The organism is Burkholderia sp. SCN-KJ (assembly GCF_024656005.1).
Classification (GTDB): Bacteria; Pseudomonadota; Gammaproteobacteria; order Burkholderiales; family Burkholderiaceae; genus Burkholderia.
The window spans coordinates 161,057-179,370 of sequence record NZ_JANKOG010000008.1 but is presented as its reverse complement, the minus strand read 5'-3'; the positions used below and the strand labels follow the sequence as shown (position 1 = coordinate 179,370).

The following is an 18,314-nucleotide window of genomic DNA, read 5'->3' as shown; positions in this document are numbered from 1 at the left end:
AACCCGGAAAACGGCAATCCGGCGCGACCGATCGATTCTTCGATTCGGGCGTTGCGGCAATCGTGGTATTCGCAACGAGCAGTGCGCCGATTGGGTTCGCGGGTGCAACGATGCGGTGCGCGGGCGGCGGATTGTGGCGCGCCCGGCGCGCCCCTACAGTGCAGGTAAACCCGAAGAAAGAATATCTGCCTGCCGGAGTGCCCGCCCCATGTTCCAGATCCGCCGCGCCGCCGAGCGCTGCCACACGCGCCAAGGCTGGCTCGAATCGAGCCACAGCTTTGCGCTTGCCGGCGCCGCCGGGGCCGCGCATCCGCCGTTCGGCGCGCTGCGCGCGCTGAGCGAGGACCGGATCGCGCCGACGCGCGGCTTCGGGATGCAGCCGCGCCGCGACCTCGAAATCGTCACCTGCGTGCTCGACGGCGCGCTCGCACATCGCGACAGCCTCGGCAACGGCGCCATCGTGCGGGCCGGCGGCGTCCAGCGGATGAGCGCCGGCACGGGGCTGATGCACAGCGAAACCAATGCGTCGCGCGACCGGGTGCTGCATCTGCTGCAGATCTGGCTGCAGCCGGCGGAGCGGGGCGGACGGCCCGGCTACACGGAGCGGCATTTCGCCGACGACGAGAAGCGCGGCCGCCTGCGGCTCGTCGCGTCGCCGGACGGCGACGACGGTGCGCTGTCGATCCGTGCGGATGCGCGGATCTTCGCGGGGCTGATCGATGGCGACGAGGCGGCGGCATTCGCCGTGCCGGCCGGGCGCAGCACCTATGTGCACGTGGTGCGCGGCGACGTGGAGGTCAACGGCCACGCGCTGGCCGCGGGCGACGGCGCGCGGATCGCCGGGGTAGACGCGGTCGCGTTCGCACGCGGCCGGGCGGCCGAGGTGCTGCTGTTCGACGTCGCCTGAAATGAAACGGGGGATGCGGGCCGGGTGCCCGCGTCCCCCGCGATGCCGCCTGGGGAGGCGGCCCGCCGGTTTACTGCGCCGGTGCCGACGCGCCCTTCGCCGCGCGGTGCTGCTCCCAGCGTTCCTTCATCTTCTCGTGACGCTGCTCCATCCGCGCGAACTGCTGCTTCAGCGCGGTGCTGACCGTCGTCTTCTGCTGGTCGTTCAGCCCGTTGTAGAACGCGAGCCAGGCGGCCGAGCTCTGCTCGCGCAGCTGCGCGTTCTGCTGCTCGGCCTGCTGGCGGGCGGCGTGCATCGCGTTCAGGTCGAGGATCGGCTGGTTCTGCTGCGCCTTGAACTGCTCGCGCATCTGCTCGTGGCTCTTGCGCATCGCTTCATGGTTCTGCTTCATCGTGTTGACGGCCGTCTGCCACTGCTGTTCCTGCGACGCGTTGAGCTTGAGCTGGTCGTGCAGCTTCATGATCACGCCGAACGGGCCGCCGTCATGGCCGCCGTGCATCTGGTGCATGCCGGGGCCGCCCGGCGGCGGCATGTCGTTGGGCTGCGCGGCATGCGCGGTGCCGAATGCGAGAGCGAGCACGGCGGCGGCCGCAATGGCCACGCGGGAAGTGTTCTTATACATTTCAGAAACTCCTTGTATCGAAAGGGTCCGGCGATGCGGCGCGGGGTGACCCGGGTGCCGCATCCGGTAAGACGCAGGTTAGCGGCGCGCGCTCCGGCGGGTGTTACGCGGGATGGCTGCCGGGTTACGGCGCATTACAGTTCCCTTGCGCCGTAACCCGCAGTAACCCTTTCGTCCCTTTGTTTCGTTCTTTGACTCCGCACTCGCGCGCTAAACTTCGAGCATGACTACCCAGATCCTCATCGTCGACGACGACCAAGAACTCCGAGACCTGCTGCGCGACTATCTCGTGCGCCAGGGGATGGAAGTGTCCGTGCTGCACGACGCGGCGACGCTCGAGAAGCGCCTCGAGCGCGAGCGCCCCGACCTGATCGTGCTGGACCTGATGATGCCGGGCGTGGACGGCCTCACCGCGCTGCGCCAGCTGCGCGCGGCCGGCGACGACATCCCCGTGATCATGCTGACCGCGCGCGCGGACGACGTCGATCGCATCGTCGGGCTCGAGCTCGGCGCGGACGACTACCTCGGCAAGCCGTTCAACCCGCGCGAGCTGCTCGCGCGCGTGCAGGCCGTGCTGCGCCGCCGCCGCGCGACGCCGTCGGCGGCGGCGCCCGAGCAGCGCGAGCCGTTCGCGTTCGGTCGCTTCGTGCTCGACTTCCAGGCGCGCACGCTGTCGGTCGACGGCAAGCCGGCGACGCTGTCGAGCAGCGAATTCGCGCTGCTGAAGATCTTCGTGAATCACGCGCTGCGCACGCTCACGCGCGAACGGCTGCTCGAGCTGCTGCACGGGCCCGAGTACGACGGCACCGACCGCGGCATCGACGTCCAGGTATGGCGCCTGCGCCGCATCCTGGAAACGGATCCGTCGACGCCGCGCTTCATCCAGACGGTGCGCGGGCGCGGCTACGTGTTCGTGCCCGACGGCGAGGCCCATGCGCAAGCCCATTGATTCGCTGTTCGGGCGGCTGGCGCTGCTGGTCGTCGGCGTGTTGCTCCTGTCGCACTTCGCGTGGTTCTTCGCGATGCGCCTCGAGCGCAACCAGATGCAGACGCGTTATGCCGTCGAGGAGGCCGCGTTCCTCGTCGACGCCGTGCGCCAGCACGTCGAGCGCACGCCCGACCAGCCGCTGCCGTCGCGGGTGCGGCTGGTGTCGCCGGACAGTCCCGATGTGCCGAAAGACGCCGATTCGAACCTGGCGGCGCCGCTCAAGCGTTTCCGCGACGACGTGAGCGAGCGGATGCCGCCCGGCACGCTGGTCGAGATCGGCGCGCCCGGCCATCCACCGGTGCTGTGGGTCAAGGAGCCGAGCGACCGCAACTGGATCGTGGTGCCGGTGCAGCCGCTGCGCCCGCCGCGCTCGCTCGACCGGATGCTGCTGTGGCTCGGCACGATTTTCTCGGCCGGCGTGATCGCCGCGCTGTTCGCGGCCTGGCAGCTGCAGCAGCCGCTGCGCTCGCTGGCGCGCGCGGTCGCGCGCTTCGGCCGCGGCCAGCCGGTGCCGCCGTTGCGCGAGCGCGGCCCGCGCGAGCTGCGCCAGCTCACGCACGGCTTCAACCAGATGGTGGAACAGGTGTCGCAGGCCGAGAGCGACCGCGCGGTGATGCTGGCCGGCGTCGCGCACGACCTGCGCACGCCGCTCGCCCGGATGCGCCTGCGCGCGGAAATGATGGACGACGCACGGCTGCGCGACGGCGTGGTGCGCGATGTCGACTCGATGTCGCACATCGTCGACCAGTTCCTCGTGTTCGCGCACGGCGGGGCGGACCGCAGCGAGCCCGTGCCGGTCGACCAGACCTGCGAGCGGATCGCTCGCAGCTATCGCGCGGTCGCACCGAACGCGCCGGCGGTCCAGACGCATCTGGCCGCCGACGAAGGCTTCCGCCTGCCGACCGCGACGCTCGACCGGATCCTGTCGAACCTGCTGGACAATGCGCATGCGTACGGCGCGCCGCCCGTGCTCATCGAGACGGCGCGTACGCCGGCGGGTTACGTGCTGTCGGTCAGCGACAGCGGCGGCGGGATTGCGCCGCGCGACCTGGCGGCCGCGACGCGGCCGTTCGTGCGGCTCGACCCCGCGCGCGGCGGGAACGGCCACAGCGGGCTCGGGCTGGCGATCGTCGAGCGGCTGGTGCTGCGGCTGGGCGGGGCGTGCGAGATCGGCAATCGTCCCGAGGGCGGCCTGCGCGTGGCGATGACGTTCCCCTTCGACGTGGTGCCGAAGGACGAACTTCACGCCCAGGCCGCGTAAGCGGCGCATGCGGCGCCTGCCGGGCAGGCGCCGCGCGGCATCATTCGCCGAACAGCGTGCCGAGCGTCTCGGCGGCGTTGCTGTCGATGGTGTTGTAGGTCACGCTCGTGGCCTCGAAGATATAGACGGTCGTATAGCGGCCGAGGCGCTCCAGGATCTCCTCCTGCAGCGATTCCGGCACGACGTTCATGTTCAGGTACCACGCCGTCGACGACAGCCGGGTCTGGAATGACCCGTACTCCTGCATCAGCTCGTAGAACGCATCGGCGTCCTGATCGCGGCAGACGATCACCAAGTTTCCTGCCATTCGCTTCCTCCCGCTGGTCGGTCGATCCCTGGCGGCTATGGGGCTAGCGACGCCAGGGGCTAGCCCCGATCATACCTGCTTCGCCGCAATCGTCCGCTGACATCCGCCATGGTTTGCGTCCGTGTGCGGCTGGCGGGTTCCCGGCCGGCCCGGATCACGGCATAATTCGGGGCCTGCATGCCGGCCGCACGACCGCGGCCGGGCTGCTCCGCACCGCACGCCTGCCGTTCGCCCGCGTGCCGGGCACGATCCGTGCGCCGCCCGCGCGCCGCGCCGGCCCCGCACGGTTGAACCTGAAATACAGGTTGGTGTAGTGTCGTGCCGTCGCGGCCCGACTCGCCGCGCCCGGGGGCGCAGCTTGCACGCACGGCGCCCCGCGCCGGCGTGAGATCGTGAATCAATCGAATTACCGCGTCGAATTACCGCGCCCGTGCGCTTTGCCATGAATCAACATCGTCTGCCGGCTTCGTTCGGCCTTACCGGGGAGGGCGCCTGATGGACGTCGGATTCTTCAATCCGAACCGGACCGCCAACGCGTCCGCGTGGCGCGTCCTGCCGAACCGGTGGGACTTCATCGCGTTTCCGCTGATCATCTGCCTGATCGCGATGGCGGTCGTCGGCTTTCATGAAACGATGGCGCCGATCGGGACCCTTCAGACCCAGAAGATCTCGCTCGACCCGTCGAACCTGCCCGAATACGCGTTGCGCACCACGCTGCGGATGCTCGCCGCGATGGTCGCGTCGCTGGTGTTTACGCTCGTCTACGGCACGCTCGCCGCGAAAAGCCGCCGCGCCGGCATGGTGCTGATCCCGATCCTCGACATCCTGCAGTCGGTGCCGGTGCTCGGCTTCATCTCGTTTACGGTCACGTTCTTCCTCGCGCTGTTCCCGAGCCGCGTGCTCGGCGCCGAGCTCGCGGCGATCTTCGCGATCTTCACGAGCCAGGCGTGGAACATGACGTTCAGCTTCTACCAGTCGCTGCGCACGGTGCCGCGCGACCTGGACGAAGTGTCGCGCGGCTTCCACCTGACGTCGTGGCAGCGCTTCTGGAAGCTCGAGGTGCCGTTCTCGATGCCGGGGCTGATCTGGAACATGATGATGTCGATGTCGGGCGGCTGGTTCTTCGTCGTCGCGTCGGAGGCGATCACCGTCGGCAACCAGACCATCACGCTGCCGGGCATCGGCGCGTATCTCGCGCAGGCGATCTCGGACAAGAACCTCGGCGCGATCGGCTGGGTGATCCTGACGATGACGGTCGTGATCCTCGCGTACGACCAGTTCCTGTTCCGCCCGCTGATCGCATGGGCCGACAAGTTCCGGATGGAGAACACCGCGTCGGGCGATGCGCCGCAATCCTGGCTGCTCGACCTCGTGCGCCGCACGCGCCTGATTCACCAGCTGCTCGTGCCGGCCGGCTGGTTCTTCGCGAAGGCGGCGCGGATTCCGCTGCGCCTGCCGCTGTCGGGCGCGATGCGCTTCTCGCTGCCGAAGGTCGAGAAGAAGGCGTCGCGCACGGTCGACATCGCATGGGCGGCGCTCGTGCTGCTCGGCACGGCCTATATCGTGTGGCGCGTCGTCAGCTTCGTGGCGACCGGCGTAACGATGGGCGAGGTCGGGCACGTCGTCGCGCTCGGGCTCATCACGCTGCTGCGTGTGGTCGTGCTGATCTCGATCGCGTCCGTGATCTGGGTGCCGATCGGCGTGTGGGTCGGGCTGCGCCCGAAGCTGGCCGAGAAGCTGCAGCCGCTCGCGCAGTTCCTCGCCGCGTTCCCGGCGAACCTGCTGTTCCCGGTGTTCGTGATCGTGATCGCGCGCTTCCACCTGAACCCCGACATCTGGCTGTCGCCGCTGATCGTGCTCGGCACGCAGTGGTATATCCTGTTCAACGTGATTGCCGGTGCGACGTCCTATCCGAACGACTATCGCGAAGCCGCGACGAACTTCCGCATTCGCGGCTGGCAGTGGTGGCGCCAGGCGATCCTGCCCGGCATCTTCCCGTACTACGTGACCGGCGCGATCACCGCATCCGGCGGCGCGTGGAACGCGAGCATCGTGTCGGAAGCGGTGCAGTGGGGCACGACCAAGATCGAGGCGCACGGCCTCGGCGCGTATATCGCGCAGACCACCGCCGCCGGCGACTTTCCGAAGATCATCCTGGGCATCGCCGTGATGTCCCTGTTCGTCACCCTGTTCAACCGCCTGCTGTGGCGCCCGCTGTATGCCTTCGCCGAAGCGAAGCTGCGGCTCGACTGAGACCGATTGAGAGCGAAACGCGATGCACAATCCGAATGCTGTAAACGCCCCCGTCCAGACGTCCCAGCCGCCGCGCCTCGGTGAGGAAATCCTGCGCGTCGATCACGTCTGCCGCGGCTTCAACAAGACGCAGGGCGAGTTGCTCGTGCTCGACGACGCGAACCTGTCGCTGCGCGAAGGCGAGATCGTCGGGCTGCTCGGCCGTTCGGGCTCGGGCAAGTCGACGCTGCTGCGGATCATCGCCGGGCTGATCGAGCCGACCGGCGGTGACGTGACCTATCTCGGCAAGCCGCTGCGCGGCCCGGCCGAAGGCGTCGCGATGGTGTTCCAGACCTTCGCGCTGTTTCCGTGGCTGACCGTGCTGCAGAACGTGGAAGCCGGGCTGGAAGCACTCGGCGTCGGCGCACGCGAGCGGCGCGAACGCGCGCTCGCCGCGATCGACCTGATCGGTCTCGACGGCTTCGAGAACGCGTATCCGCGCGAGCTGTCGGGCGGCATGCGCCAGCGCGTGGGCTTCGCGCGCGCGCTCGTGGTCGACCCGACGATCCTGCTGATGGACGAGCCGTTCTCGGCACTCGACGTGCTGACCGCCGAGACGCTGCGTACCGACCTGCTCGACCTGTGGACACAAGGCCGCATGCCGATCAAGTCGGTGCTGATCGTCACGCACAACATCGAGGAAGCGGTGTTCATGTGCGACCGGATTCTCGTGCTGTCGTCGAACCCGGGCCGCGTGATCGCCGAGATCAAGGTGCCGTTCAAGCATCCGCGCAACCGGCTCGACCCGGCGTTCCGCAAGCTGGTCGACGATATCTACGCGAAGATGACGGCGCGCCAGACCGGCGAGGCGACGAAGAAGGGGCTCGAGCTCGGCAGCTGGCTGCCGCAGGTGTCGACCAACCTGATGGCCGGCCTGATCGAGACGCTCGCGATGGCGCCGTATCACGGCCGTGCCGACATGCCGGAAATCGCGCGCACGCTGCATCTGGAGGTCGACGACCTGTTCCCGATCGCCGAAGTGCTGCAGTACCTCGGCTTCGCCGACGTGCGCGAAGGCGACGTGTTCCTGACGCCGCCCGGGCGTGTGTTCGCGGAATTCGGCACGCAGGAGCGCAAGCTGATGTTCGCGGATCACCTGCTGAAGCACGTGCCGCTCGCCGCGCGGATCAAGAAGGTGCTGAACGAGCGCCCGGGCCATCGTGCGCCGCGCGTGCGTTTCGAGCAGGAGCTGGAGGATTTCCTGTCGGACGGCGCGGCCGAGGAAACGCTCGACGCGGTGATCGACTGGGGTCGTTACGGCGAGATCTTCTCGTACAACGACCAGACCGAAATCTTCAGTCTCGAGGACGTCGAGTCCTGAGTCGCCGAGCCGGGCCGTTTGGCCCGGCATCCGCATGCGTGGCATTCGAAGTCAGGCCCCGCGCATCGCATCGTTACTGCAGGTTACCCCAGCGGTCGACTGCCGGTTCGGCCGACGCCCACTTCCAGTGCGTGCCTTGCTGGCACGCATTCGCGAAATACCAGTCGGCCTTGTCGCCGTCCTTCACCGAGAACGCGAATTCCTTGCACAGCGCAAGCGCCGTCGAGTACGCGCGCGTGACGCGCACCTCGCCTTCGCCGTTTTCGAGCGGCAGCGTGTTCTTCACGTTCCACGGCTTCACTTCGCCGACGGCCAGGCTGCCGGCCGCCTTCGCGATCGCGTCCTGCTGGTTCTGATGGAGCTGTTTCATCGTGCGGTTGACGGCCTCGTCGGTCGCCGCCTGCACGGCGATCCCGACACCGACGCCGACGGCCGGGTTCGCGGTGACGAGGCCCGTCGCCGCACCGGCGAGCGCGCCGCTCGCCGCGCCGACCGAGCCGCAGCCCGACAGCGCGGCGCTGGCCGCGCACAGTGCGCCGATCGCAGCGATTCGGATCGCGACGCTCATTGCAGCGCGCCCCAGCGTTCGGTCGCCGGTTCCGCCGACGCCCATTTCCACACGGGACCGTCGCGGCAGATCGTGGCGACGTAGAACGCCGACTGCGCGGCCTTGTCGGCCTTCGCCGGCGTGTCGACCGCGAACACGATTTCCTTGCAGTCTAGCGGGCCGATGCTGATCATCCGGCTGACCGTCACGCGGCCCTGTTCGTCATTCTCGATCGGAAACGAATGGTGCGTCGTCCACGGCGCGACGCCGCCGACGTCGAGCGGGCCGGCCGCCTTCGCGATCTGTTCCTGCGTGTAGCGGTGCGCGACGCGCTGCGTGTACTGGACGCCAGCACGCGCTCCGGCGACGGCGCCGAGCCCGATGCCCGTCGCGACGGCGGCGTTGTTGGTGACCTTGGAAGCGATCGCGGCGCCCGCGATACCGGCGCCGGCGGTCGCGCCTTCGCTGTACAGCGAGTTGCAGCCGGACAGCAGTGCGGCCGTGGCGATCACGGCCAGCACGATGCGCGCCGGCATGGCCCGGCGCGGCGGTTCGAAACCCATGTTCATCCCTGAGTGCAAGTCCTGTTTGGGTGAGCGGCGACGCATGCGCGCCCCCTTGCTGCGTCATTGTTTCGCAATGGTCATAGGAAAACTGCAAAGCTTTGACAAATGGCCGGGCGGCAGGTCGCGCGCGTACGCGCGGCGCTATTGTCGGACAGATGGCTGAGCCGGGGTCAAAACGTTACAAATTGAAGGTAATTGTTACCGTGGCATGCGAGGAAGCGACCTAGACTGTTTTGTTATGGAATGTTTCTACGACGGCTCCGAGCCGCGCGCCATATGAGACACCCAGCCATGCGCCGTTCGAAACGGTTTTCTCCCCGGCCGCCCGATGCGGGTGCCGAGCGCCCGCGTCCACAGACCGACGCGCCGGCCGGCGCGCCCGACGAGACGCCGTCCGACGGCGATCACAACCAGGGCGGCGCACGCCCGGAAGGGCTCGACTATCAACGCGACCTCGGCCAGGAGCAGGACGCTTGAGCCCGTCGCCGCTGTATTCCGCTGCCGCATTTCATTGCGCGCCTGGTTGCATCGCTCACATCTGAATCGCCGCGCGACTGCCTTCGGGCCGTCGCGTCCGCCTTGGCGCGCGCCGCGCGTCATTCAATCGAATCGAGGAGGGGAAGCCGCATGGGCAGATTGATCGTGGTATCGAACCGTGTCGCCGTCGGCGAGGACACGCGCCCGAGCGCAGGCGGTCTCGCGGTCGGCGTGATGGATGCGCTGAAGGAAACCGGCGGCGTCTGGTTCGGCTGGAACGGCGAGATCGTCGGTACGCCCGACACGCAACCGGCGATCCAGCGGGACGGCAACGTCACCTATGCGACGGTGGGGCTGACCCGGCGCGACTACGATCAGTACTACCGCGGCTTCTCGAACGCGACGCTCTGGCCGGTGTTTCACTACCGCAGCGATCTCGCGCGCTTCGACCGGCAGGAGTACGCCGGCTATCTGCGCGTGAACGCGATGCTCGCGAAGCAGCTCGCCGCGCTGCTGCGGCCCGACGACCTGATCTGGGTGCACGACTATCACCTGCTGCCGTTCGCGCATTGCCTGCGGGAGCTCGGCGTGAGGAATCCGATCGGCTTCTTCCTGCACATTCCGTTTCCGTCACCCGACATGCTGCGCGTCGTGCCGCCGCACGACGAGCTCGTGAAGTTCATGTGCGCGTACGACATCGCGGGTTTCCAGACCGATGCCGACAAGCAGGCGTTCACCGACTACATCGAGCGGCGCGGCATCGGCGCGGCGAGCGACGACGGGATGCTGCATGCGCACGGCCGTGTCGTGAAGGTCGCCGCCTATCCGATCGGCGTGCATCCGGATGCGATCGCCGAGGCGGCCGTCCAGTATGGCTCGCGCAAGCCGGTGAAGATGCTGCGCGACGCGCTCGGGGGCCGCAAGCTCGTGATGAGCGTCGACCGGCTCGACTATTCGAAGGGGCTCGTCGAGCGCTTCCAGTCGTTCGAGCGGATGCTCGCCAACCAGCCGGGCTGGCAGGGGCGCGTGTCGCTCGTGCAGATCGCGCCGCCGACGCGCTCCGACGTGCAGACCTACCAGCGCATTCGCGAGACGCTCGAAGGCGAGGCCGGCCGGATCAACGGCCGCTTCTCGCAGCTCGACTGGACGCCGATCCAGTACCTGAACCGCAAGTACGAGCGCAATCTGCTGATGGCGTTCTTCCGGATGTCGCAGGTCGGCTACGTGACGCCGTTGCGCGACGGGATGAATCTCGTCGCGAAGGAATACGTCGCGTCGCAGGACCCGGACGATCCGGGCGTGCTCGTGCTGTCGGAGTTCGCGGGCGCGGCGGCCGAGCTGAGCGGCGCGCTGCTCGTCAATCCGTACGACCTGTCGCAGATGGCCGATGCGCTCGAGCGCGCGCTGTCGATGCCGCTCGCCGAGCGGCGGGCGCGGCACGACGCGAACCTCGCGCGGCTGCGCGAGAACAACCTGTCGGTCTGGCGCGACACGTTCGTCGCCGACCTGCGCAGCGTCGCTGCGGCCGCGTCGGTCACGCGGCGCGCGGGCCGGCGGGCCGCGCATGTCTGAGCGGATGTCGGAGCGGATGTCCGGGCGCGTGGAGGAGGGTGGCGCGGCGGACGATGCGGCCGCCCGCTTCTTCATCGTCACGGGCGGCCCCGGCTCCGGCAAGAGCACGTTGCTCGATGCGCTCGAGCGTACCGGTTTCGCGCGCTCGCACGAGGCCGGGCGCGGGGTGATCCGCGACCAGATGGCGATCGACGGCCCGGCGCTGCCGTGGCGCGACCGGGCCGCGTTCGCCGAACTGATGCTGAACTGGGAGATGCGTTCGCACCATCTCGCGCGTGGCGCGCGCGGGCCCGTGTTCTTCGATCGCGGCGTGCCGGACGTGATCGGTTACCTGCGGCTGACGGGCCTTGCGGTGCCCGCACATGCGGAGGCCGCGGCACGGCGCTTCCGCTATCACCGGCGCGTGTTCATCGCGCCGCCGTGGCCCGAGATCTACACGCAGGACACCGAGCGCCGGCAGGATTTCGCGGAGGCCGTGCGCACCTACGACGCGATGGTCGACTGCTATACGGCGTATGGCTATCGGCTGATCGAGCTGCCGCGCGTGAGCGTGAAGGCGCGCGTGCGCTTCGTGATGGACGCGCTCGATGCCGCGTGAGCTGCGGGCGCGACGCGCGGCGGTGTCAGGCCGCAGCGTGAAGTCGCCGCATCAGGTCGCAGCGTCGGGGCGCGGCGACGCGATGCGCAGCATGCTGACCACCGCGGCGACCGCGGCGAACACCGTGGCGACATAAAGCGCGATCGTCGGACCGCGGTCGGGCGCCAGCCCGAAAATCAGTGCGACGAGCGCGGCACCGAGCGTCTGGCCCGTCAGGCGCGCCGTGCTCAGCATCCCGCCCGCGCCGCCGCTGCGCTCGCGCGGCGCCGACGACAGCATCGCGCGATTGTTCGGCGACTGGAACAGCCCGAAGCCCGCGCCGCACAGCGCCATCCGCCACACGATGTCCACGGTACCCGGGTGCGCGCCGATCGTCGCGAGCGACAGCAGCCCGGCCGCGAACAGCGCGAGCCCGATGCCGCCTAGGATGCCGGCCGAGTAGCGGTCCGACAGCACGCCGGCGAGCGGCGCGGCGAATACGATCACGAGCGGCCACGGTGTCATGTAGAGGCCGGTTTCGACCTGGGAGAAGCCGAGCGAATGCTGCAGCCAGAACGGCAGCGCGACGAACGCGAGCATCTGCGACGTGAACGACGCGACCGACGTGCAGATCGACAGCGCGAACATCGGGATGCGCATCAGGTCGACCGGCAGCAGCGGCGCCGGCTGCGACAGCTGGCGCTTCACGAAGAAGTAGCCGACGCCGAACGCGACGGCCAGCTCGGCGGCGACGTACGCGTGGCTTTCGCCGTGACCGAGCCCGTCGACGGCCATGATCAGCAGGCCGAACACGCACGCGTTCATCAGCGCGCTCGGGATATCGTACGGCGCGTCGTGCAGCGGGTTGGCCGGCAGCGCACGCAGGCTGCCGAACACCGCGGCGATGCCGATCGGCACGTTGACCGCGAACAGCCAGGGCCACGACGCGAACGACAGGATCGCCGATGCGACCGTCGGGCCGATCGCCGACGACAGCGCGACCACCATCGCGTTGATCGACAGCCCGCGCCCGAGCATCGACGACGGGTAGATCATGCGCACCAGCGCCGCGTTGACGCTCATGATGCCGGCCGCACCGAACCCCTGGATCACGCGCAGCACCGCGAGCGTCGGCAGCGAGCCGGCGAGCGCGCAGCCGAGCGACGCCGCGGTGAAGAGCGCAAGCCCCGCGATGTAGATGCGGCGATAGCCGACGCGTTCGCCGAGCGACGCGAGCGGTAGCAGCGTGATCGTGACCGCGAGCTGGTACGCGTTGACGATCCAGATCGATGCGGCATCGGACGCGTGCAGGTCGCGCGCGATCGTCGGCAGCGCGACGTTCGCGATAGCGCCGTCGAGCACGGCGAGCGTGATGCCCAGTGCGACGCAGACGATCGCCCAGTAGCGTTGCGGAAGCGGCAGGCCGGTATCGGCGTTCATGGCGGGAGCGAAAGCGTGGTTGTCCGCGTGCCCGGGTGCCGGTTGCGTGCGCAACCATGCTTGCGGGTGGAGGCGGCGGTGAACGGTCCGGCCGGCCTGGCGGCGCTGGCGCGGGACCGGTCGAGTGTATCACCGGGCCGAATCGCGCGACGCCGACACCGCTGCCGGCCAGCGCGCGCGTTCAGCCTTCGAAATCGAGGCCGCCGAGCCGCACGAGCGGGTCGGCCTGCGTGCGCGACGCGAGGTCGATGTCGCGCGCGCCCTCCCATGCGCTCAGCTTCCTCGGCAGCGCGCTCAGGTAGTGCTCGAAGCGCACGGGCCCGTCGGGCTCCATCAACCGTTCGATCTCGTCGGTGTCCCAGGTCAGTTCGAGGTTCAGCGGATGCACGAAGCCGCTCACGTGCTCGTGCGGCGCGCTGCGGATCTGCACGCGCGTCGGTTGCCCGTGCCCGCCGTACGGGACGACGTCGGTCAGCACGTGATCGGCGAAGAAGGCGGCGATCGCCTGCGCGATGCGCGGCGCGAATTCGGTATCGAAACGTCGGGCGGTTTCGGGCTGCATGAAGGCGTCTCCAGTGTGCCGAAAATCGTAGCACGGCGGCGCCGCGTTTCGGCGTGCGTGATACCCGTAATGGCGCGTTACCACTTGCTGCATCTATTACGGCCGGGCGCGACCACAATGCATCGCATCCAGTACCACTTCGCGTGGGAGTCCATCATGAAAAAGATTGCCGCTGTATGTGTCCTCGCCGGTTCGCTTGCCGTGGCGGGCCCGGCGTCCGCGCATGGCCGCGACGGGGGCGCCGTCATCGGCGCGCTGATCGGCGGCGCGGTGCTCGGCGCGATCGTGACGTCGGCGATGAATCCGCCTGTCGCGTATCAGGCGCCCGTGTATCAGGCACCGGCCTACCAGCCGCCGACGTACTACCAGGCACCGGCCTACCAGCAGCCGGCTTATCCGACCTACCAGCAGGCGCAGTATCAGGACGACGGCCCGAGCTATTGCTACGACCGTTATCAGCGCGCGTACGTGTGCGGTGCGCCCGTGTCGGGCGGCTATGCGCAGCCGGCCGGGTGGTAAGAAGCGGGCACGTGTAGGACGCGCGGGCAGGTTCGGCGTTGCGTGGCCGGCTGCCCGATTTCCGGTAGAGCGGACGACAAAAGGCCCTCGCGGTGATGCGAGGGCCTTGCTTTTTGACGGTCGTCTATCGGCTCGTATCGGCCTCGCGCGGGCCGTGCGTGGATACAAACGGTTGCAATTGCATCAGTGGCGATGGCCGCCGCCGTTGCCTTGGCCGCGCCCGCCGCCGTCGTCATTCCAGTCGGCGCGGCGTCCGTCGCCGCGGCCCCAGCCGCCGTGACGGGCGCGCTCGCCGCGGTCGCGGTCCCAGCCGCCGCGGTCACGATTCCAGCCGTCGCGTCCGCGATCCCAGTCGCGGCGTCCACGGTCCCAGTCGCGCCCGCCGCCACCGCCCCAGATGTTGACCGTCCCGTACACGGGCGATGCCCCGTAGGCCGGCCCGTACGCGTAGCCGGGATCGGAATAGTAGGGCTGTCCGTAGCCGTATCCGGCGTCCGGACCGACGACGCACCCGGCCAGCAGCGTGGCGACGCCGGCGGCAGCAATGAGCTTCAGCATGATGATCTCCGTTGGTTTCCGTATAAGTACCGCGCGCGGGGATCGCCGGCTGTATGCAATTGTGTCGTGAAATTACAGCGTCGTAAGGTCTTGGAGCGAAAGTGTTAGCATCCGGGGCCTATTTGTTTTTCAGGAGCACATCGATGAAATTCGCGATCCGGGCCGTCCTGGCCGCCCTTTGCGTGACGACCGCCGCCGCCTGCGCGGCCGGGCCCGCATCGGCGCCCGCCGTGCCGGCCGAGTCGATCAAGATGTTCCCGCAGCCGACGGCCGGCCAGCAGCGCGCGGTGATCGCGCTGCCCGCGCTTGAGAACGAAGGCGACGCGCGCGTCGAGCTGATGATCGGCAAGACGCTGCAGACCGACTGCAACCAGCAATGGTTCGGCGGGGAACTGACCGCCGAGGACGTGAAGGGCTGGGGCTATACGTACTATCGCCTGACCGACGTGAAGGGGCCGGCGTCGACGCTGATGGCCTGCCCGGGCCAGGCGCCGCAGCAGCGCTTCGTGCAAGTGCGCGGCGACGGCCAGCTGCTGCGCTACAACAGCCGCCTGCCGCTCGTCGTGTACGTGCCGGACGGTTTCGACGTGCGCTACCGCGTGTGGCATGCGTCGAAGGACGTGCAGCATGCCGTCACGCAGTAACGCATCGGCGCGGTCGTGCAGGGCGCTTGCCGCTGCACGGCCACGTGTGGTTTCGCTTGCGGGCTTCTTTCCGGGGCCCGCCGTTTTATCCGGTGCTCGCGTGTGCGAGCACCGGCCACGCCGCCAGGGCGGCTTGCGCGACCGCCTCCAGATCGCGACGGCTCGCACCGTCGCGCGCCTGAATCGACATCCCCTGTTGCGCCGTCACGTAGTAGCGCGCGATCGCGTCGAGGTTCGCATGTGCAGAGAGCTCGCCGGTCACCACGCTTTTGCCCGGCCGCGCGCGTAACGCGGCGATGGTCTGCTCGCGCATCGCGATCAGCATTTGCCGGACCGTGTCCGAGCGCTCGGCCGACGGCGGGGCGAATGCGTAAGGGGCGATGCGCGATGTGATGTGTGCCGCAAGTCACCGTGATGGCGCGATGATGAATGGAAGAGGATAACGAACGGTTTTGCAGGTGCGCGGCGGAATTCATTTACAAAGTAATCAAGCGTACTTACGATGACGCCAATCTGGGCTAGCGGAACTTCGTATGCGTACGGTCGATCACGCGATGCTTGCCGCGCTCTGCCTTTGGCTTGCTGCATGCGGCGGCGGTGACGGCAGCGCCGCTCCGGCATCGCAAACCGTTGCGGGCACATCGACATCACCCGCCGCTCCCACCGGCGCCGCATCCGGCGCATCGGCTGCATCGACGAATTCCGGCAGCCCGGCACCGACCGCTGCGCCGACCGGTGCCGCGTCCGGCACGACGCTTCTGCCGTCCAGTGGCGCCAAACCGGTTCTGGTCGCCGATGTGACGGTCTCCCCGGCTGCCGACGGCAGCGACCAGGCAGACGCGTTGCAGAAGGCATTCGACAGCCTGCGTGCCGGCCAGCGCCTGGTCATCGCGCCGGGCCGCTACGTCGTCGGGCATTCGCTTGCCGTGACGGTGCCGCAGGCGGTGATCTCGGGATACGGCGCGACGCTGGCCGCGACCAATCCCGCCGACCAGACGATCGTGATGAGCGGCGCCGGCTCGACGCTCGTCGGCGTGACGCTGGCCGGCACCGGCACCACGCGGCTCACGACGCCCGAGTCGACCAAGGTCGAGGTCACGGGCTCGGACGTTCAGGTGCTCGGGGTGACGATCCAGGGCGGCGCGAGCGCCGGGATTTTCGTGTTCGGCGGCAACGGTATCGCGATCGTGGGCAATACCGTGCGGGCGACGCTGGCCGACGGCATCCATACGACCTACGGGTCGACCAACGTGCTGGTGCAGAACAATACGGTGACCGGCACCGGCGACGATCTGATCGCCGTGGTCAGCTATCTCGGCGACGGCCGCCTGAGCAGCAACGTGCTGATCGACCATAACGCGGTGTCGGGCAATTCTTGGGGGCGCGGCATCACCGTTGTCGGCGGGCAGGCGGTGACGATCTCGAACAATACGGTCGACGGTGTCGAGAAGGCAGCGGGGATTCTGGTCGCGCAGGAGGACAGCTGGAAAACCTACGGGGCTTCGAACGTCGTCATCACGGGCAATACCGTGACCAACATCCAGAATGCGAACGTGAACAACGGATTGCAGCCGACGCAGCAGGGCGCGATCGAGCTGGATACGTGGTCGGGAGCCGTGTCGGATGTCACGGTGGCGAACAACCGCGTGTCGGGTTCCGGATATGCGGGGTTCCGGGCGTACGGAAACGTGTGTTCGTTCAGCGTGACGGGCAACACGTTCTCGTCGATCGCAGGGTTGCCGGTCTCGTTGCTGACGAACGGTTGCGCGTCGAACCGGATCGTCGTCGATGCGAACCGGCTCGCGGACGGCAGTGTGCTGGCGCTGCCGGCGGGGGCGTCGTCGACGGGGACGTTCGCCGTGACGGGCGCGAATGCGAGTCTGATGCCGCAGGTCAGGACGGGGTTGATGTGGTGACGGGGCGGTCAGGGCTCAGGCCTGGCGGCCATTGGCTGGCACAGCAAGGCATACGCGGCTTCGGCGGAACACGCGGCCAGGCGTGAGCGTGGACACCCGACGTTCGGACGCTGTGCGTGCCGACGGCGCGATTGTCAGACCGAGGCGGAATTTCGGGAAATTGTTGGTCCCCCCGACAGGAATCGAACCTGTATCTAGCGCTTAGGAGGCGCTTGTTCTATCCATTGAACTACGGGGAGAGCCATGTCCGCGATATCGCGTGCGGAAGACGCGACCGGGACGGCGATGTGGACAGCGCGCAGAGTATAGCAAACGCGGGGCGCATCGGCGGGCGGAATGCGTGCCGATACGCGCCGCGCGCCCCCGGTCGTGTCCGAAAAAGCCGAATCAGAAATCGACGACGACGAAATCTTCCTTGCCCACGTCGCACAGCGGGCAGCGCCAGTCGGCGGGAATGTCGGCGAAACGGGTGCCGGCGGGGATGCCCTCGTCGGGCAGGCCTTCCGCTTCGTTATAGACCCACCCGCAAATCAGGCAGACCCAGCTCTGGTATTCGGTTACTTCGCTCATGTGGCGCTCGGGATGATGAAAGTCGGTGACGCCGTCCGCGGCGCAGCCGGCGGACGAAAGGCGCAATGGTACCGGAATTTCGCCGAACGCCTCCGCAACGTCGTTTTAAACGTACGCATCGCGAACAACGGCCGTCATCGCGCGGGCCGGGCGCGCAGTGTATGCTTCGTGAGCCTTTCAATCTGAAGGAGAAAAACGATGCTCAACAAGAAGAAATGGATCGCGGGTGCGGTTTGTGTCGCGGCACTGGCCGCGTCGACGCTCGCGCGTGCCGAGGCGCGCGTGTACTTCGCCGAGCCGAAGGATGGCGCGACGGTGTCGAGCCCCGTGCACGTGAAGTTCGGCCTTGAAGGGATGGAACTCAAGCCGGCCGGCGACATGACGCCGGACACGGGCCACCATCACCTGCTGGTCGACGGCAAGCCGGTGCCGAAGGGCGACGTGATCCCCGCCACCGACCATTCGCTGCACTTCGGCAAGGGCCAGACCGAAACCGACCTGAAGCTGCCGCCCGGCCAGCACACGCTGACGCTGCAGCTCGGTGAAGGCGCGCATCGCTCGTACGGTCCCGAACTGAGCTCGACGATCACGGTCAACGTGAAGTAATCACGCGTTCCGCCTGCGGGCGCCCGGCCGGGAAGCTGCGGCCGGATGCCCGCCGCCGGCCC

Annotated in this window: 21 protein-coding genes, 1 tRNA gene and 1 pseudogene; 12 read left to right on the top strand and 11 right to left on the bottom strand. The window is 68.3% G+C overall.

From position 1 onward, the window contains the following. The first annotated feature begins 208 nt into the window (after nt 1-208). A complete protein-coding gene (locus tag NQV17_RS15700; protein WP_257773025.1) occupies nt 209-907 on the top strand; it encodes a pirin family protein in 699 nt (232 codons plus the stop codon). A 70-nt stretch (nt 908-977) separates the two neighbouring features. On the opposite strand, the gene NQV17_RS15695 is transcribed toward NQV17_RS15700, so the two are convergent. Next, complete coding sequence (locus tag NQV17_RS15695; RefSeq protein ID WP_257772934.1) at nt 978-1,529, bottom strand: periplasmic heavy metal sensor; 552 nt, start codon at nt 1,527-1,529, stop codon at nt 978-980. A 223-nt stretch (nt 1,530-1,752) separates the two neighbouring features. Between NQV17_RS15695 and NQV17_RS15690 the strand changes: the two genes are divergently transcribed. Together NQV17_RS15690 and NQV17_RS15685 are read left to right on the top strand one after the other, a co-directional pair. Then, the gene (locus tag NQV17_RS15690) at nt 1,753-2,478 is read left to right on the top strand and encodes a response regulator (protein WP_006755678.1); all 726 of its coding nucleotides are present in this window, start codon (nt 1,753-1,755) and stop codon (nt 2,476-2,478) included. Beyond that, a complete protein-coding gene (locus tag NQV17_RS15685; protein ID WP_124488435.1) occupies nt 2,462-3,778 on the top strand; it encodes an ATP-binding protein in 1,317 nt (438 codons plus the stop codon). Before NQV17_RS15690 ends, NQV17_RS15685 begins: the two co-directional genes overlap by 17 nt. Nucleotides 3,779-3,818: 40 nt before the next feature. Here the strand turns inward: NQV17_RS15685 and NQV17_RS15680 are convergent, their stop codons facing one another. Next, nucleotides 3,819-4,085, bottom strand: a complete 267-nt coding sequence (locus NQV17_RS15680) for a hypothetical protein (protein WP_027786765.1) — start codon at nt 4,083-4,085, stop codon at nt 3,819-3,821. A gap of 495 nt (nt 4,086-4,580) precedes the next feature. Between NQV17_RS15680 and NQV17_RS15675 the strand changes: the two genes are divergently transcribed. Then, nucleotides 4,581-6,338, top strand: a complete 1,758-nt coding sequence (locus NQV17_RS15675; protein WP_257772933.1) for an ABC transporter permease subunit — start codon at nt 4,581-4,583, stop codon at nt 6,336-6,338. A 22-nt stretch (nt 6,339-6,360) separates the two neighbouring features. Beyond that, nucleotides 6,361-7,698 (top strand): AAA-associated domain-containing protein, encoded by a 1,338-nt coding sequence (locus NQV17_RS15670; protein ID WP_044846385.1) that lies wholly within the window; start codon nt 6,361-6,363, stop codon nt 7,696-7,698. Between the two features lie 73 nt (nt 7,699-7,771). On the opposite strand, the gene NQV17_RS15665 is transcribed toward NQV17_RS15670, so the two are convergent. Both NQV17_RS15665 and NQV17_RS15660 read right to left on the bottom strand, forming a co-directional pair. Further along, complete coding sequence (locus tag NQV17_RS15665; RefSeq protein ID WP_044846386.1) at nt 7,772-8,266, bottom strand: hypothetical protein; 495 nt, start codon at nt 8,264-8,266, stop codon at nt 7,772-7,774. Beyond that, on the bottom strand, nt 8,263-8,814 hold the full coding sequence (locus NQV17_RS15660) for a hypothetical protein (RefSeq protein WP_257772932.1): 552 nt from the start codon (nt 8,812-8,814) through the stop codon (nt 8,263-8,265). Before NQV17_RS15660 ends, NQV17_RS15665 begins: the two co-directional genes overlap by 4 nt. 288 nt (nt 8,815-9,102) lie before the next feature. Between NQV17_RS15660 and NQV17_RS15655 the strand changes: the two genes are divergently transcribed. The 3 genes from NQV17_RS15655 to NQV17_RS15645 all read left to right on the top strand — a co-directional run bounded on the left by NQV17_RS15655 (nt 9,103) and on the right by NQV17_RS15645 (nt 11,458). Further along, the gene (locus tag NQV17_RS15655) at nt 9,103-9,288 is read left to right on the top strand and encodes a hypothetical protein (RefSeq protein WP_059527452.1); all 186 of its coding nucleotides are present in this window, start codon (nt 9,103-9,105) and stop codon (nt 9,286-9,288) included. Nucleotides 9,289-9,438: 150 nt separating this feature from the next. Continuing rightward, entirely contained in the window at nt 9,439-10,860 is a 1,422-nt protein-coding gene (gene otsA, locus NQV17_RS15650) for an alpha,alpha-trehalose-phosphate synthase (UDP-forming) (protein ID WP_257772931.1), read from the top strand. Nucleotides 10,861-10,876: 16 nt separating this feature from the next. Further along, nucleotides 10,877-11,458, top strand: coding sequence for an AAA family ATPase (locus tag NQV17_RS15645; protein ID WP_257773024.1), 582 nt, complete (start codon nt 10,877-10,879; stop codon nt 11,456-11,458). A 51-nt stretch (nt 11,459-11,509) separates the two neighbouring features. On the opposite strand, the gene NQV17_RS15640 is transcribed toward NQV17_RS15645, so the two are convergent. Next, nucleotides 11,510-12,877: an MFS transporter gene (locus NQV17_RS15640; protein ID WP_257772930.1), complete on the bottom strand. Its 1,368-nt coding sequence runs from the start codon at nt 12,875-12,877 to the stop codon at nt 11,510-11,512. Between the two features lie 181 nt (nt 12,878-13,058). After that, nucleotides 13,059-13,439 carry a DUF5594 family protein gene (locus tag NQV17_RS15635; protein ID WP_257772929.1) on the bottom strand — a complete coding sequence of 127 codons (381 nt, stop codon included), beginning with the start codon at nt 13,437-13,439 and terminating at the stop codon, nt 13,059-13,061. 117 nt (nt 13,440-13,556) lie between these two features. Here NQV17_RS15635 and NQV17_RS15630 point away from each other — a divergent pair, with 117 nt between their 5' ends. After that, entirely contained in the window at nt 13,557-13,958 is a 402-nt protein-coding gene (locus tag NQV17_RS15630; protein ID WP_044846393.1) for a hypothetical protein, read from the top strand. A gap of 183 nt (nt 13,959-14,141) precedes the next feature. Here NQV17_RS15630 and NQV17_RS15625 read toward each other — a convergent pair whose 3' ends face one another. After that, entirely contained in the window at nt 14,142-14,516 is a 375-nt protein-coding gene (locus tag NQV17_RS15625; protein WP_044846394.1) for a hypothetical protein, read from the bottom strand. 143 nt (nt 14,517-14,659) lie between these two features. On the opposite strand from NQV17_RS15625, the gene eco reads away from it, so the two are divergent. Next, the gene (gene eco, locus NQV17_RS15620) at nt 14,660-15,160 is read left to right on the top strand and encodes a serine protease inhibitor ecotin (protein WP_044846395.1); all 501 of its coding nucleotides are present in this window, start codon (nt 14,660-14,662) and stop codon (nt 15,158-15,160) included. 85 nt (nt 15,161-15,245) lie between these two features. On the opposite strand, the pseudogene NQV17_RS15615 reads toward eco, so the two are convergent. Next, nucleotides 15,246-15,512, bottom strand: a pseudogene (locus NQV17_RS15615) (TetR/AcrR family transcriptional regulator); the annotation flags it as partial. A 195-nt stretch (nt 15,513-15,707) separates the two neighbouring features. After that, a complete protein-coding gene (locus NQV17_RS15610) occupies nt 15,708-15,938 on the bottom strand; it encodes a hypothetical protein (protein WP_257773027.1) in 231 nt (76 codons plus the stop codon). Between NQV17_RS15610 and NQV17_RS15605 the strand changes: the two genes are divergently transcribed. Further along, a complete protein-coding gene (locus NQV17_RS15605; RefSeq protein ID WP_257773023.1) occupies nt 15,919-17,076 on the top strand; it encodes a right-handed parallel beta-helix repeat-containing protein in 1,158 nt (385 codons plus the stop codon). The two genes, NQV17_RS15610 and NQV17_RS15605, sit on opposite strands and share 20 nt — an antisense overlap. A gap of 164 nt (nt 17,077-17,240) precedes the next feature. Here NQV17_RS15605 and NQV17_RS15600 read toward each other — a convergent pair. Together NQV17_RS15600 and NQV17_RS15595 are read right to left on the bottom strand one after the other, a co-directional pair. Then, nucleotides 17,241-17,315: transfer RNA gene (locus NQV17_RS15600), tRNA-Arg, on the bottom strand. Between the two features lie 148 nt (nt 17,316-17,463). Further along, nucleotides 17,464-17,646 (bottom strand): rubredoxin, encoded by a 183-nt coding sequence (locus NQV17_RS15595; RefSeq protein WP_006478164.1) that lies wholly within the window; start codon nt 17,644-17,646, stop codon nt 17,464-17,466. A 198-nt stretch (nt 17,647-17,844) separates the two neighbouring features. Here NQV17_RS15595 and NQV17_RS15590 point away from each other — a divergent pair, with 198 nt between their 5' ends. Next, nucleotides 17,845-18,252, top strand: coding sequence for a DUF4399 domain-containing protein (locus NQV17_RS15590; protein ID WP_257772928.1), 408 nt, complete (start codon nt 17,845-17,847; stop codon nt 18,250-18,252). Nucleotides 18,253-18,314: the final 62 nt, after the last annotated feature.